The organism is Leifsonia naganoensis (assembly GCF_013410615.1).
Classification (GTDB): domain Bacteria; phylum Actinomycetota; class Actinomycetes; order Actinomycetales; family Microbacteriaceae; genus Leifsonia; species Leifsonia aquatica.
The window spans coordinates 3945543-3960371 of record NZ_JACCHJ010000001.1; the positions used below are offsets into that span (position 1 = coordinate 3945543).

Annotated in this window: 13 protein-coding genes; 4 read left to right on the top strand and 9 right to left on the bottom strand. The window is 70.6% G+C overall.

The window, feature by feature from the left end:
- Nucleotides 1-8 precede the first annotated feature (8 nt).
- The gene (locus HNR14_RS18985; protein WP_246311968.1) at nt 9-764 is read left to right on the top strand and encodes a lysophospholipid acyltransferase family protein; all 756 of its coding nucleotides are present in this window, start codon (nt 9-11) and stop codon (nt 762-764) included.
- Nucleotides 765-777: 13 nt separating this feature from the next.
- Here the strand turns inward: HNR14_RS18985 and HNR14_RS18990 are convergent, their stop codons facing one another.
- Nucleotides 778-1251, bottom strand: coding sequence for an OsmC family protein (locus HNR14_RS18990; protein ID WP_021764780.1), 474 nt, complete (start codon nt 1249-1251; stop codon nt 778-780).
- Nucleotides 1252-1288: 37 nt separating this feature from the next.
- Between HNR14_RS18990 and gabT the strand changes: the two genes are divergently transcribed.
- Together gabT and HNR14_RS19000 are read left to right on the top strand one after the other, a co-directional pair.
- Nucleotides 1289-2644: a 4-aminobutyrate--2-oxoglutarate transaminase gene (gabT, locus tag HNR14_RS18995; protein ID WP_179702226.1), complete on the top strand. Its 1356-nt coding sequence runs from the start codon at nt 1289-1291 to the stop codon at nt 2642-2644.
- Nucleotides 2645-2652: 8 nt separating this feature from the next.
- Entirely contained in the window at nt 2653-3648 is a 996-nt protein-coding gene (locus tag HNR14_RS19000; RefSeq protein ID WP_179702227.1) for an asparaginase, read from the top strand.
- Nucleotides 3649-3726: 78 nt separating this feature from the next.
- Here the strand turns inward: HNR14_RS19000 and HNR14_RS19005 are convergent, their stop codons facing one another.
- Genes HNR14_RS19005 through HNR14_RS19020 form a run of 4 tightly spaced genes read right to left on the bottom strand, consistent with a single transcriptional unit; the run spans nt 3727 to nt 7927 of the window.
- Nucleotides 3727-4596, bottom strand: a complete 870-nt coding sequence (locus HNR14_RS19005; protein WP_425485041.1) for an ABC transporter permease — start codon at nt 4594-4596, stop codon at nt 3727-3729.
- Complete coding sequence (locus tag HNR14_RS19010; RefSeq protein ID WP_021764136.1) at nt 4593-5513, bottom strand: ABC transporter permease; 921 nt, start codon at nt 5511-5513, stop codon at nt 4593-4595. Before HNR14_RS19010 ends, HNR14_RS19005 begins: the two co-directional genes overlap by 4 nt.
- On the bottom strand, nt 5514-6713 hold the full coding sequence (locus tag HNR14_RS19015; RefSeq protein WP_179702228.1) for an ABC transporter ATP-binding protein: 1200 nt from the start codon (nt 6711-6713) through the stop codon (nt 5514-5516).
- Nucleotides 6713-7927, bottom strand: coding sequence for an extracellular solute-binding protein (locus HNR14_RS19020; protein WP_179702229.1), 1215 nt, complete (start codon nt 7925-7927; stop codon nt 6713-6715). The genes HNR14_RS19015 and HNR14_RS19020 overlap by 1 nt, the downstream gene beginning before the upstream one ends.
- A 361-nt stretch (nt 7928-8288) precedes the next feature.
- Here HNR14_RS19020 and ald point away from each other — a divergent pair, with 361 nt between their 5' ends.
- A complete protein-coding gene (gene ald / locus HNR14_RS19025) occupies nt 8289-9404 on the top strand; it encodes an alanine dehydrogenase (protein ID WP_021764140.1) in 1116 nt (371 codons plus the stop codon).
- 221 nt (nt 9405-9625) lie between these two features.
- Here the strand turns inward: ald and HNR14_RS19030 are convergent, their stop codons facing one another.
- The 4 genes from HNR14_RS19030 to HNR14_RS19045 are packed head-to-tail and all read right to left on the bottom strand — an operon-like array spanning nt 9626 to nt 14821.
- Complete coding sequence (locus HNR14_RS19030; RefSeq protein ID WP_179702230.1) at nt 9626-10201, bottom strand: zinc ribbon domain-containing protein; 576 nt, start codon at nt 10199-10201, stop codon at nt 9626-9628.
- Nucleotides 10198-12513: a transglutaminase domain-containing protein gene (locus tag HNR14_RS19035; RefSeq protein WP_179702231.1), complete on the bottom strand. Its 2316-nt coding sequence runs from the start codon at nt 12511-12513 to the stop codon at nt 10198-10200. Before HNR14_RS19035 ends, HNR14_RS19030 begins: the two co-directional genes overlap by 4 nt.
- Nucleotides 12510-13853: a DUF58 domain-containing protein gene (locus HNR14_RS19040; protein WP_179702232.1), complete on the bottom strand. Its 1344-nt coding sequence runs from the start codon at nt 13851-13853 to the stop codon at nt 12510-12512. The genes HNR14_RS19035 and HNR14_RS19040 overlap by 4 nt, the downstream gene beginning before the upstream one ends.
- Nucleotides 13850-14821: an AAA family ATPase gene (locus HNR14_RS19045; RefSeq protein WP_021762983.1), complete on the bottom strand. Its 972-nt coding sequence runs from the start codon at nt 14819-14821 to the stop codon at nt 13850-13852. The genes HNR14_RS19040 and HNR14_RS19045 overlap by 4 nt, the downstream gene beginning before the upstream one ends.
- Nucleotides 14822-14829 lie beyond the last annotated feature (8 nt).

A 14829-nucleotide genomic window follows, 5' to 3' on the forward strand; every position in this document is an offset into this window, starting at 1 on the left:
GAAAGGTGATGATCCACGAACCCGACGACGGGCCGGCCCCGGTGCAGCGGCCCGGCCTCACCTACTATCTCGGGCGCTGGATCATGGCTCCCATCGCCAAGATCGTCTACCGGCCCCGCGTCATCGGCCGCAAGAACGTCCCCCGCCACGGCAAGGTGATCCTCGCCAGCAACCACCAGTCGTTCATCGACTCCATCCTCATCCCGCTGATGTCGCCGCGACGCGTGCAGTTCCTCGCCAAGTCGCACTACTTCGAGGGGACCGGGCTCAAGGGCCGCATCTCCCGCTCCTTCTTCACCGCGATCGGCGCCGTGGGCGTGCGCCGCGGCGCCGGGCAGGCCGCCCAGGAGGCGCTGGAGCAGTCCCGCCGCATCATCGACACCGGCGCGGCGTTCGCCCTCTACCCCGAGGGCACCCGCTCGCTCGACGGCCGTCTCTACAAAGGCCGCACCGGTGTGGGCTGGCTGGCGCTCACCACCGGCGCGAAGGTCGTCCCGGTCGGGCTCATCGGCACCGACGAGATGCAGCCGGTCGGCGCGAAGTTCCCGCGCGTGCGCCGGGTGACGGTCGCGTTCGGCGAGCCGCTCGACCTGGCCCACTACGGTCCGCCGGAGTCGGGCCGCGCTCGCCGTCAGGCCACCGACGAGATCATGGCCGCCATCCACGCCCTCACGGGCCAGGAGCTCGCGGGCACCTACAACGAGGCGCCGCCCGCCAACCCGGTCGAGCGCGTCAAGCGGGTGCTGCACCCGGAGCGCCTCTAGGCCTCCCCAAGGCTCAGGCCAGGGTGAGCAGTTCCGGCTCGTGGCGGACGGGGAAGTTCACGCTCGCCGCGATGAAGCACTTCTCGGATGCCGGGCCGTGCAGAGCCGCCGCGAGCTCCCGCTGAGCCGGGTCTGCGACGGTGACGCGCGGGTGGAGGACCGCCTCGGTGAAATGCCCGCCGCCGTTCGCGGTCTGCTCCATCGTCCCGGTCGCGGCGTCCGCGTAGCCGACGACCACCACGCCCGCGCGGGCCGCTTCGGCGAGGTAGCTGAGCATGTGGCACTGCGAGAGGGCCGCGAGCAGGAGCTCCTCCGGGTTCCAGCGATCCCGATCGCCGAAGAACGCCCGGTCGGCCGAGCCCTCGAGCGGATGCTTGCCCTCGGCGCTGATCACGTGATCCCGGCCGTAGTCCTTGTAGCCGCTGGTGCCGGTGCCGCGATTGCCGGTCCACTGCAGATCGATCGCGTACTGGTGCTCGAGTCTCATGGTCCGATTCTGACACCACGGTTAGAATCGATCCATCATGACTGACACCCTGAACGCGCCCGTCTACACCGTTCCGCAGGAACGCCGCATCGTCACCGCCGTACCCGGCCCGGCCTCCCAGGCGCTCCACCAGCGCCGCCTCGCCGTCGTGCCGACGGGTGTCTCCTCCGCGCTCCCCGTGTACATCGCCCGCGCCAACGGCGCCATCCTGGTCGACGTCGACGGCAACCAGTTCGTCGACTTCGGCGCCGGCATCGGCGTCACGACGGTCGGCCACACCGAGACCGCCGTCGTCTCCGCCGCCGCCGAGCAGCTGCAGGACGTCATCCACACGCTCTTCACCATCACCCCGTACGAGGAGTACGTGCGCGTCGCCGAGTTGCTCGCCGACCACACCCCCGGCGACCACGCCAAGAAGACCGTGCTCGTGAACTCGGGCGCCGAGGCGGTCGAGAACGGCGTGAAGATCGCCCGCAAGCACACCGGCCGCCGCGCCGTCGCCGTGCTCGACCACGCGTACCACGGCCGCACCAACCTCACGATGGCCATGAACTACAAGGCGGCGCCCTACGCGACCGGCTTCGGCCCGTTCGCCGGCGACGTCTACCACGCCCCCAACTCCTACCCGTACCACGACGGCCTGTCCGGCGCCGAGGCCGCGGCCCGCACCATCGCCTATCTCGAGAAGGTCGTGGGCGCGTCCGATCTCGCCTGCCTCGTCGCCGAGCCCATCCAGGGCGAGGGCGGCTTCATGGTCCCCGCCGAGGGCTTCCTGACCGCCCTCCAGGAGTGGTGCACCGCCAACGGCGTCGTCTTCATCGCCGACGAGATCCAGAGCGGCATGGCCCGCACCGGCGCCTACTTCGCGAGCGAGCACTTCGGTCTCGTGCCCGACCTGGTGCTCAGCGCCAAGGGCATTGCCGGCGGCCTCCCGCTCGCCGCGGTCACCGGCCGCGCCGAGATCATGGACTCGGCGCAGCCGGGCGGACTGGGCGGCACCTTCGGCGGCAACCCGGTGGCCGCGGCCGCCGCGATCGCCGTGTTCGACGAGATCGAGAAGAACGACCTCCTCGCCGAGGGACGCCGCATCGAGGCGTCGCTCACCGCGGGCCTGCGGGGCCTTCAGGAGAAGTACGAGATCATCGGCGAGGTGCGCGGCATCGGCGCGATGATCGCGATCGAGCTCGTCCAGCCGGGCACCGCCCAGACCACCAAGCTGCCGAACGCCGACGCCGTCTCGAAGATCGTCGCGTACGCGGCGCAGCAGGGCGTGCTCCTGCTCAACGCCGGCACCTACGGCAACGTGCTCCGCTTCCTCCCGAGCCTCGCCGTCTCCGACGAGCTCATCGCCGACGCGATCTCCGTGATCGACGACGCGTTCGCCGCCCTGTGAGCCCGGCCGTGAGCGCCGCCGTCTTCTCGGGCGCCGAGGCCGTCGAGCTCGCGGTCGTCGAGCGCAGCGGTTTCGTCGAGTCGCGGCATGTCGGCTCGGCCGTCGTGCTCGGCCCGGACGGCGCGATCGCCCGCTCGCTGGGCGCGCCGGAGAAGCCCGTCTTCCCGCGATCGACGATGAAGCCCTTCCAGGCCGTCGCGATCCTCGGGGCCGGGGTGGCGCTGGAGGGTGCGCGTGCCGTGCTCGCCACCGCCAGCCACGCGGGCACGCCGGCGCACCTGTCGGTCGTGCGTACCATCCTGGCTCAGGCGCAGCTCAGCACCGACGCGCTCCTCTGCCCGCCGGACTGGCCGCTCGACTCCGCGGCGCGGGACGACGCGATCCGCGCCGGCGAGCAGAAGCAGCCGCTCTTCATGAACTGCTCCGGCAAGCACGCGGCCATGCTGGTCGCCTGCCGGGTCAACGGCTGGCCGCTCGAGAGCTACCTCGACCCGCAGCACCCGCTGCAGCACCACATCCGCGACACCGTCGAGCGCCTCACCGGCGAGAAGGTCGTCGCGACCGGCGTCGACGGCTGCGGCGCCCCCGTGCACGCGATGTCGCTCGTGGCGCTGGCCCGCGGCATCCAGCGCATCGCCACGGCGTCCGACGGCTCGCCGTTCGCGCTCTACCGCAATGCGGCGCTGCTCAAGAACGCGGTGCTCGCCGACGGCTGGGCGATCGACGGCCCCGGGCGCGCGAACACCGTCGTCATCGACGAGCTCGGCGTCTTCGCCAAGGGCGGAGCCGAGGGCGTCATGGTCATGGCCGCGCCGGACGGCACCACCGTCACGCTGAAGATGCTCGACGGCAGCCTCCGTGCGGCGACCGTGGTCGGCCTGTCGCTGCTCGCCGACGCCGGAGCGGTCGACCGCGCCGCCGTCGACGCGCTGCTCCCCCGGCTCGACCTCGCGGTGCTCGGCCGCGGCGAGCCGGTCGGCGAGATCCGCGCCGCGTACGTCTGAGCGGATCCCTCCGCACACCGAACGGGCCCGGCAGCTTCCGCTGTCGGGCCCGAACGGCTTTGGGGGTCTCGGTCGCGCCTACTGCGTCGAGCGGGCGAGACGGCGGGCGCGGGCGGCCGCGGTCAGCTGCGAGATCAGCACGACAAGGATCGTCAGGATGAACACCGCCGACGCGATCACGTTCGCCTGGGCCGGGATGCCGCGCGACGCCGCGATGTAGATGTACATCGGGAAGGTCGTGACTGCGCCGGCGTTGAAGTTCGTGATGATGAAGTCGTCGAAGCTCAGCGAGAAGGACAGCAGCGCCGCCGAGAGGATGCCCGGCAGCAGCAGGGGGAAGGTGATGCGCCAGAAGACCGCGTTGGGCGACCCGTAGAGGTCGCGCCCCGCCTCCTCCAGCGCCGGGTCCAGGCTCGCGACCCGGGCCTTCACCGTCACGACCACGAAGCTGATGCAGAACATCACGTGGGCGATGATGATCGTGCCGAAGCCCTTGTTGACGCCGAGGCTCAGGAACTGGGCCGCGAGTCCCGCACCGAGCACGACCTCGGGACTCGCCATCGGCAGGAAGAGCAGGAGGCTGGTCTGCGAGCGGAAGCGGAATCGGTAGCGCATCAGCGCGATGGCGATCATCGTGCCGAGCACGGTCGCGATCACCGTCGAGATCAGGCCGATCACGATGCTCGCCATGAACGCGTCGCAGATTCCGGCGGCGTCGCACACGTTCGTCCAGTTGCGCAGGGTGAACCCGCGCCACGCGATGTTGTTCTTGATCGCGTCGTTGAACGAGAAGACGAACGTGTAGACGATCGGGATCAGCAGGAACGCCAGCGCGAGGAAGGCGTAGACGCCGAGGCCGAGGCCCGCGAACCGGCGCCGCGGCGGTCGTGGGGCAGTGGACCGCGAGCTGGTGCTCGTGCTCGTCCGGTTCGGGAGGGTCGTGGTCACAGCAGGTCCTCCGTCCCGCTCCGCCGGACGTAGACGCCGACGATCACCAGGATCACCGCCATCAGGACCACCGACATCGCCGCGGCCGCCGGATAGTTCTGCAGCACCAGGAAGTTGCTCTCGATGACGTTGCCGATCATCGAGGTGTCGGCGGCGCCGAGGAAGTCCTGCGACGCGTTGATGTAGTCGCCCGCTGCCGGGATGAAGGTCAGCAGGGTCCCGGACACGATGCCCGGCATCGACAGCGGCACGGTCACCTTGCGGAACGTGGTCCAGGCGTTCGCGTACAGGTCCTGCCCCGCCTCCAGCAGCCGCACGTCCAGCCGCTCGAGGGTCGAGTAGAGCGGCAGTGTCATGAAAGGGATGAAGTTGTACGTGAGACCGAAGATCACCGAGAACGGCGTGCCCGTGATGTGCGCGTCCGGCGGCAGGACCGAGATGGCGCGCAAGGCGCTCGCGACCACGCCGTCGTCGCTCAGGATCGACTTCCAGGCCAGGGTGCGCAGCAGGAAGCTGATGAAGAACGGCGCGATGACCAGGGTCATCAGCAGGTTCTGCGCGAGCGGCCTCCCCCGCATCTTCACCCCGATGAAGTAGGCGAGCGGGTAGCTGATCACCAGCGCGGCCGCCGTGGCGATGAGCGCGTAGGCGAACGAGCGGAGGATCTGGGGCCAGTACTCCGAGATCGCATCGGTGTAGTTGCTCCACTGGAAGGCGGCCTGGTACTGGCCGATGTCGCCATCGGGCACGGGCGTCTGGAACGACGTGATGATGAGCGAGACGAGCGGCGTCAGGAAGAACAGCACGAGGTACGCGACACCCGGCAGCAGGAGCACGAGGGCGATTCCGCTCTTGCGGCGGACCGCGGGCTCGGTGTCCTGCGTCGGCGCCGGACCGGTGAAGGCGGCGAGGGCCATCTACGCCTCCTCCAGCTCCGCGAGCATCCGGTCGCGGGCCTGGGCGGCGATCGCCTGGGTGTCCGCGTCGTCGGCGAAGCGACCGTCCGCCGGCGGCTCGTCGGCCAGCACGAACGTGTGCGACGCATCCCAGGCGACCCAGACCGAGGCGCCGAGCGCGGCGACCGGACCGCTGTGCATGTTCTGCGCGAACACGATCACGCTCCCGAGGCCCGCGATGTCGACCAGGTACTGCGTGCTGACTCCGCTGAACGAGACGTCGGTGACGCGCCCCGGGCCGAGGCTGTTGGCCCCGGACGGGATCGTGTCGGGCGTCTCGTGCAGTGTCAGCTTCTCCGGCCGCACCCCGACCGTGACGAACCCGGCGTCGCGCTGCGCGCGGGAGCGTGGGACGTGGATGCTGTCGCCCGCGACCTCCACCCCGATCGTGTCGGCGCCCGACTCGCGCACCGGCCCGACGAAGAGGTTCGACTGGCCGAGGAAGTTCGCCACGAACACCGTCGAGGGCAGCTCGTAGAGCAGCTCAGGAGCTCCCATCTGCTCGATGCGTCCCTTGTTCATCACGGCGACGGTGTCGGCCATGGTCATGGCCTCCTCCTGGTCGTGCGTGACGTGGACGAAGGTGAGACCGACCTCGGTCTGGATGGACTTCAGCTCCAGCTGCATCTGCCGCCGCAGCTTGAGATCGAGCGCGCCGAGCGGCTCGTCCAGCAGCAGGAGGGCGGGCCGGTTGACGATGGCGCGGGCGAGCGCCACCCGCTGCTGCTGGCCGCCCGACAGCTGGGAGGGCCGACGCGCTGCGAGATGGTCCAGCTCGACCAGGCGGAGCGCCTCGTGGGCCTTCGCCACGGGATCGCCGATCTTGCGGCGGCGCAGCCCGAACGCGACGTTCTCGAGGATCGTCATGTGCGGGAAGAGCGCGTAGCTCTGGAACACCGTGTTGACCGGCCGCTGGAACGGCTTGGTCCGGGTGACGTCCTTGCCGCCGATGAGGATCTGCCCCTCCGTCGGCTCCTCGAGGCCCGCGACGAGACGCAGGGTCGTGGTCTTGCCGCAGCCGCTCGGGCCGAGCAGCGCGAAGAACGAGCCGGCGGGGATGGTGAGGTCGAGCTCCTCGATGGCGGTGAACCCCGGGAAGCGCTTGGTGATGCCGGCGAGACGCAGGTCGGCGCCCGAGTCGGCGAAGACTCCCTTCGGCATCAGGCCCCCAGGATCACTTTCTGGAACGCGGCCTGGTACTTCTGCTCCTCGGCCGTGCTGAGGGAGCGGAAGATGTGCGCCTGCGACAGGGTGTCGGCGTCGGGGAAGATCAGCTGGTTGTCCGCCAGGGCGGGATCGATGGCGACCGCTGCCGCCTTCGCGCCCTCCACCGGGGTGATGTAGTTGACCCAGGCCGCCACCTCCGCCGCGACCTCCGGCTGGTAGTAGTAGTCGATCAGCTTCTCGGCGTTCGCCTTGCGCGTGGAGCCGATCGGGATGACGAAGTTGTCGCTCCAGAGCGTGCCGCCGGCCTCCGGGAGCACGAACTCCCAGTTGTCGCCGGCTTCCGCGTTCAGCTGCGTGATGTCGCCCGACCAGCAGATGGCGGCGAGGGTGTCACCGCTCTTCAGGTCGTTGAGGTACGAGTTGCCCTTGATGTTGCGGATCTGGCCATCGCTGACCTTCTTCGTCAGCGTGTCGATGGCCTTGTCGAAGTCGGCGTCGGAGAAGGTCTTCGAGATGTCGACGCCCTGCTGCAGGAGGAGCAGGCCCATCGTGTCGCGCATCTCGCTCAGAACGCCGACCTTGCCCTTGAGTTCGGGCTTCCAGAGGTCGTCGACCGACTTCAGGCCCTGCGGCAGTTTCTCCTTGTTCCAGCAGATGCCGGCGAAGCCGCTCTGCCAGGGCAGGGACTTCTTCCGTCCCGGGTCGAAGTCGATGTCCTGCAGGTTGGCCACCAGGTTCTTCTTGTTCGGGATGGCGCTCTCGTCGAACGACTGCACGTAGCCGAGGCGGATCCACCGGGCGATCATCCAGTCCGTCAGGCAGACCGTGTCGGCGCCGATGTCCTTGCCGAGCGCGAGCTGATCCTTGACCTTCGCGTAGTACGTGTTGTTGTCGTCGACGGCGACGTCGTACTTGACCGTGATCCCGCTCTGCTTCTGGAACGCCTCGAGCGTCGGGTATCCGCCGTCGTCGTCCTGATCGAGGTAGGCCTGCCAGTTCGCCCACGTCATCGTCTTGTCCGTCGACGAGTTGTCCTTCGCCGGGGTCGGCTTGCCCGAGGCGCCGCCGGTGGAGCAGGCGGCGAGGGCGAGCGTGGCGGCGCCGGCGCTCAGCCCGGCCAGCAGGCCGCGGCGCGAGAGCTGGGATGCACGCGCGGACTGCACGAGCTGGCGGATCATCGGGTCTTGCGGGAGGGGCCTGGGATTCACTGAGGTGCTCCTTCGGGGCTCGAACACGGACCACTGGGCGACGCCTGACCGAGACACTCCGGCGTGCCGTCGCGGTGGGTCGATACTGGCACAGGACGCAGCGGTGCGCACCAGAAGAAGGGCAAAACGTCGGATCCGAAACATGATCTTCACGAAATCCGTTCCGATCGCGGCGATTCACCCGGGAAACCGCACATCGCGGCTCCCGGAGGGCGTGCGCGGGAGCATGACGGACGATATCCACGTCGCGCATCACACCAGAATGCGGAATCCGCGGAGACAGATCGAAATCACTATCGAAATCCTCCGTCGAGGCGGCTAGGGTGAGAGGGAATCACCACGTCGATGTGAGAGGAATCCCATGAAGGTCGCGATCCCCCGCGAGATCAAGAACAACGAGTTCCGGGTGGCGATCACCCCGGCCGGTGTGCACGACCTGGTCGGAGCCGGGCACGAGGTCTACGTCGAGGCGGGTGCGGGCGTGGGCTCCTCCATCCCCGACGAGCTCTACGCGAGCGCCGGAGCCACCATCCTCCCGGATGCCGCGGCCACGTGGGCCGCCGGCGACCTGATCCTGAAGGTCAAGGAGCCGATCGCGAGCGAGTACGGCTACTTCCGCGACGGGCTGGTGCTCTTCACCTACCTGCACCTGGCGGCCGACGAGGCTCTCACACGTGCCCTCATCGCCTCCGGCGTGACCGCGATCGCCTACGAGACCGTGCAGCTGCCGAACCGTTCCCTCCCACTGCTCGCCCCGATGAGCGAGGTCGCCGGACGACTCGCCCCCATCGTCGGCGCCAACACGATGCTCAAGCCGAACGGCGGCCCGGGCCTCCTGGTCCCCGGCGTCCCCGGCACGCACCCGGCCGTCGTCACCGTGCTCGGCGGCGGCGTCGCCGGCACCAACGCCACCTCGGTCGCCGTCGGCCTGGGCGCGGAGGTGACGGTGCTCGACACCAACATCGCCCGGCTGCGGGAGCTCGACGCGCTCTACGCGGGTCGGATCAAGACCATCGCCTCCAACAGCTTCGAGATCGAGAAGGCGGTCGTGGCATCCGACCTCGTCATCGGCTCGGTGCTCGTCCCGGGAGCCAAGGCGCCCAAGCTGGTCAGCAACGACCTCGTCTCGCGGATGAAGCCGGGCAGCGTGCTCGTCGACATCGCCGTGGACCAGGGCGGCTGCTTCGCCGACTCGCACCCGACCACGCACGCCGACCCGACCTTCACGGTGCACCAGTCGCTGTTCTACTGCGTCGCGAACATGCCCGGCGCGGTGCCGCACACCTCCACCTACGCGCTCACCAACGCGACCCTCCCGTACGCCCGCGCGATCGCGAACCGCGGCTGGCAGGCGGCACTCCGCGCCGACGCCTCCCTCGGCCTGGGCCTCAACGTGCACAGCGGCCAGGTCGTCAACGCGGGTGTCGCCGAAGCGCACGGCCTGCAGGCCGCCGAGATCGCGGAGGCGCTCGTCTAGCGACTGCTCCACTCCGAAGGGAGGGGTTCGCACCAGGTCCCGGTGCGAGCCCCTCCTTTCGCTGCGTTCAGCCGCGCGACGAGAACGGAGGAGATGGCGGGCAGGACCCCCGCAGAACGCAGGGAACGGAGGGGTTCGGGGTCTGGGGAGGCGAGATGTCCTCCGGTAGCCACCGTCAGTGTGCGGTGCCGGCCGGAACTCCTCCGGTGGCGACGGTCAGCTCAGCTGACGTCGAACCACTGGTCGCCGATCTCGACGCGGGTGCCGCGGGTGACGCGGTAGCGGCGGCCGGCTTCGCACTGGCGCGCGGTCGCGCCCAGCGGGCGGGCGATCGTGCCGTTGCCGGAGTAGCGGTCGCAGATCCAGAGGTCGTCGCCCTCCAGCCCGAACTCGAGGTGCGTCTTGGACACGCTGCGGGCCGGGTCGGAGACCACGACGAGCTGGTCGACCTCTTCCCCCGGCTGCGTGATCGGGCGTCGACCGACGAGACCGGATCCGGACACCGTGACGGTCTCCCCCGTCGAGAAGCTCAGGGTATACGGCGCGACAGCCGTCGCGACGGGCGGTGCCGTCTCGATCGGCAGGACGGCGACGGCCTCGGTGGGAGGCAGACCGTCCTCGTCGAGGAAGACGCCGGCCACCGCGGGCTTCGGAAGCCGCTCGACGATCGTCGTGTCGGAGGGACGCGGGTCGGCGACCTCGGGCTCACGCACGCGCGTCGCGGTCACCGAGCTCCCGCACCGGCCGCAGAACAGCGTCCCCTCGCTCAGCTCGGCTCCGCACACCCGACAGTTCATCGCCCGTCTCTCCTCTCACGCCTTCCTCCACGGTATCCGAGGGAACGCAACGAGACGGCCGCCAGCACCCTCTTCCAGCGCGTGTCGCGCCGATCGAGCTGCCCGCGCAGGTCGTCGACGGCCTTCCAGACCGAATCGGCCTCCTCCGGCGTCGGCGCGGTGGGGCTGTAGACGGCGCGGTCGGCGACCTTCGCGAGCGCGGCAGCGCGGTTGCCTCCGATGGTCTGCGCGAACTCCACGCGGGTCGCGGCGGGCGGCGGGTCGTAGCCGTGATCGACGGCCGCGTCGGCGAACTCGCGCCACCCGCCGACGATGCGCTCCGACGCGGTCGAGGCGGACCTCCGCAACGCCCGGCGCCGCCACTTGGCCGCGAGCACGGCGAGGAAGGGCGCCGCGAGGACCGCCAGGATCAGCAGCGTCCAACCCACCACCACCAGGATCGCGAGCAGCGTCTCGACCAGGGGGTTCGGCGGCTGCTGATCGGTGGTGTCGACCTGCGCCTGCGGCGGCTCGTCGTTCTGCTGGGGGTTCTCGTCGACGGGCGGCTGCACATTGGTCTGGGGCCGCGAGATCTCGGTGGGCTGCTCCGGCTGCTTGGGCGGGACGGGCCGCACGGGCGGGGTCGGGTCCACCGTGACCCAGCCGTCCGCGGTCTGCACCTCGATCCACGCCGAGACGTCCGATCCGGTGAGGGTGACCGTGGCGCTCGAGGCGGCATCCGCCGGTGCGACGAATCCGAACACCACGCGCGCGGGGAAGCCCAGCTGGCGCGCCATCAGGGCGGCGGTCACCGCGTACTGCTCCTGGTCCCCGAGCATCGGCACGTCCGTGAGGAGCTCCGTGATCCGGTCCGCGCCGTGTCCGGATCGGCTCGCTGGCTCGTCGGGGCCGATCCCGTGGCTGATGTAGCCGTCCTGCGCGAGACCGCGGAGAGCCGCCGCCAGCTTGGCACCGGCACCGGTCACGCCGGCGGTGTACTTCTGGAGCACCGAGGCGAGCTCGTCCGGGATCACGGTCGGCTTCGGCACCGCATCGGACCCCGGCTCCGCCTTCTCCAGCCCGGCCGCCGTGACCGTCGGCTTCACCACCGAATCGGCGGTGTAGCTGTCGCCGGACCGCAGCGCCGTCGTCAGCGCTCCGGTGCCGGTCACGTCGTTGTAGAAGAACGCACCCGCCAGCGTCGACGCGTCGCCCCCGTGGAACGCGATCTGCTCCAGCTGGCCGGTGCCGGGCACCCAGGGACCGCGGTAGTCGCGGACCGTGACCGTGACCGTGTGGTCGCTACCGCGTACGCGCGACTGATCGAGCCGGTAGGGCACACGGGTGAACGATCCGGACGCACTGGTCGTCCCATCGCTGCCGACCGAGTAGGTGACGCCGTCGTAGGTGTCCAGGGTCGCGATCCGCAGCCGTCCATCCGAAGGGATGCCCGAGACCGTGAGCATTGGCTCGTCCGCGCGCGGGCTCTCGAGGTACGACCGGAACCCGCTGAGCGGGCTGGGATAGGCGCGCGGATCGAACGGCTGCTCGACGGCCGTGCGCACGACCTGGCGGTCGGTGGCGGGAGGCACCGCGACCGCGGCGGCGATACCGACCGCGGACGCGCCGACCAGCATCACGAGCGCGCCGACACCGGTGAGGAGGGCCGTGGACCGTCGTTCGCGCGGCGTCTCGACGGAGAGGCCGCTCTGCTCCCCCAGCGCACGCAGCGCGGCGGACCGACGCCGCAGCCGGAACCGGATGAGCCAGACCAGGAGGAGTGCCAGGAGCCCCAGCACCAGCCAGAGCGGGACCGCCGACGTGCCCGAGCCGAGGGCGATGCCCGCGAGCAGAAGGAGCACCGGCGGCAGCGTCGCGGTCTCCGGGGTGCGGGCGCGCAGAGCGACGCTCACCGTGACCACGGTGGTCAGCAGGATCAGGATGAACGCGGGCACGAGGAGGGCCTGGTACGACCCGACGGGGACGGAGATCGTGACCAGCTGCTTCCAGCTCAGCCAGGTCGCCTGGACGAGGTCGACGAAGCCCGCGCCGGTCGGGAGGACGCCGCCACCGGTGGCCTCGGTCGGGACCGCGAGCTGCACTCCGGCGCCGAGGTACACCAGCGCCACGGCACCGGCCACGACGATGCTCGGCCAGCGGAAGACGGCGCCGAGCACACCGACGGCCCCGCCGAGCACCAGCGTCGCCGCGAGGAGGACGACGAACGCCGCCGACTGGTAGACCGGCCAGAACGACCAGGCGGCGAGCCCGACGGCCGCCAGGGCGATCGCCGTGTCGACGCTCGCGCTTCCCGCGCGCAGCCGGGCGCTCATGTCGCCAGCCGTTTCGCGAGACTGTGCTTGAGGTCCTCCAGGTAGCCGATGGTCAGCACACTCAGGTCCGCCACGCGCCGCAGCGACGGCACCGCACCCGCGTCGCAGACGATCGCGACCACGTCGACTCCGAGCGGGAAGTGCGCGGCGGCGGCGCGCAGCTGGGCCGCGGTCGGTGCCGACCCCGCGATCAGGAACGCGATCGACGTGCCCGCGGCGTCGTCGACCGAGACGCGTGCGAGCTCCGGGAGGCGGAGGGCAGCGGCGGTCGTCTCGACGCCGGCCAGGTCGTCGAGCAGACGACCGCGGTTGACGGTGCTGAGCCGGCGGGCGCTCAGCACCATCCGCTTGGCGAAGTCGGGGGTCGCGGCGCTGGCGACGACCGAGACCGTGCGCGAGTCGAGCATGGCGCGCACGCCGAGGGACCCGGTGGCGCTGACCGCGAGCTCGAACTCCTCGTCCGACGCGTAGTCGGCGGCCGACAGGCTCAGGGCGACGAGCAGGTGGCTGCGCCGGGTCTCCTCGAACTGGCGCACCATGTAGCTGCCGGTCTTCGCGGTGCTCTTCCAGTGGATGTAGCGCCGCTCGTCGCCCGGCTGGTACTCCCGCAAGGCGTGGAACGCGATGTCGCTCGACGTGAGGTCGCGCGTCGGCGCCCCCTCCAGATCGCGCACGAAGCCGGTGCTCATGCTCGGGATGGCGACGGTGCGCGGATGCACGAACAGGTCGAGCGAGTCGGCCCAGACGACCTCGCGGCGCAGCAGGCCGATGGGGTCGGCGCGGACGGTGCGGACGGGCCCGATCGGGACGATGCCGCGCCGGGTGGTCGGCACGACGAACACGTCCGAGTGCTCCTCGCCGACCGCCAGGGCCGGGGAGGCGAACTCCGCGAGCCCCTCGCCGACCGGCACCTCGATCCGCACGCCGGAGAGACGCCGCCGACCCGGGTTGCGCACCACGACCTCGCCGGGAGCGCGATCCCCGACGACGACGCGGTTGGAGGGCAGCGACAGACCGACGTCGAAGCCGATGCGTCCGGCCAGGTAGCCGGTCGCGATGACCAGCAGCGCGGCCGCGGTCCACCCCGCCACCACGGCCTCGGTCCAGCCGAACACGTACCCGAGCACGAGGGCCGCCACCGCGACGGCGCCGAGCGACCAGCCGAGCGGGGTGACCACCGAGCCGGCTCTGCGCGCGACGCGGGCGATGGCGCGCCCTGCGACGGAGGTGGTGCGCACGATCCACACGATGGCGTCGGCCATCGCGCCCTCGCGCTCGCCGACGATCCGGGCGCGCGCGTTGGTGAGCTCGGCCTGCGTGCGGGTGACGGTGCTGGTCACACGGTGACCCGATCGCTCGGCGGCGGGATCTCGATGAGGAGCTGACCGACGACGCTCGACGCTGAGACGCCCTCGAACTCCGCCTCGGGGTCGAGCACGAGGCGGTGCGCGAGAACCGGCTCGGCGAGGGCCTTCACGTCGTCCGGCGTCACGTAGTAGCGGCCGTTCGACGCGGCGAGGGTCTTCGCCGTGCGCACGAGGGCGAGGGCGCCGCGCACGCTGACGCCGAGCCGGATCTCCTCGGCGGCGCGCGTCGCGTCGACGAGGCGGGCGACGTAGTCGTTGATCGTCGCGTCCACGTGCACCCCGCGGGCCATGGTCGCCATCTCGACGACCGTCGCCGCCGAGACCACCTCCGGCACGACGACCTCGTGGGCGCGGTGCTCCGCCCCCTCCAGGATGCGCAGGGTCGCCTCGTGGTCGGGATACCCGATCGACGCCTTCATCAGGAAGCGGTCGAGCTGCGCCTCCGGCAGCCGGTACGTGCCCGCCTGCTCGATCGGATTCTGCGTGGCGATCACCATGAAGGGCGCCGAGACGGTGTGCCGGACCCCGTCAACGGTCACCTGCTGCTCCTCCATCACCTCGAGCAGGGCCGACTGGGTCTTCGGGCTCGCCCGGTTGATCTCGTCGGCGAGCACGATGTTGGCGAAGATCGGGCCGCGGTGGAAATCGAAGGCGCCGGTGCGCTGGTCGTAGATGTTGACACCCGTGATGTCGCCCGGGAGCAGGTCCGGGGTGAACTGGATGCGGTTGGTCGAACTGCGCACGCTCTCCGCGATCGCGCGCGCCAGCGACGTCTTGCCCGTGCCCGGGAAGTCCTCGAGCAGCAGGTGGCCCTCGCTGAGCATCGCGGTCAGCGCCAGCCGGATGACGTGCGACTTGCCCAGCAGCACGCGGTCGATGTTCTGCACCAGCCGGTCGAACACGCCCGCGAACCAGGTGGCCTGCTCAGGGGTCATCGTCATGCGCGGGC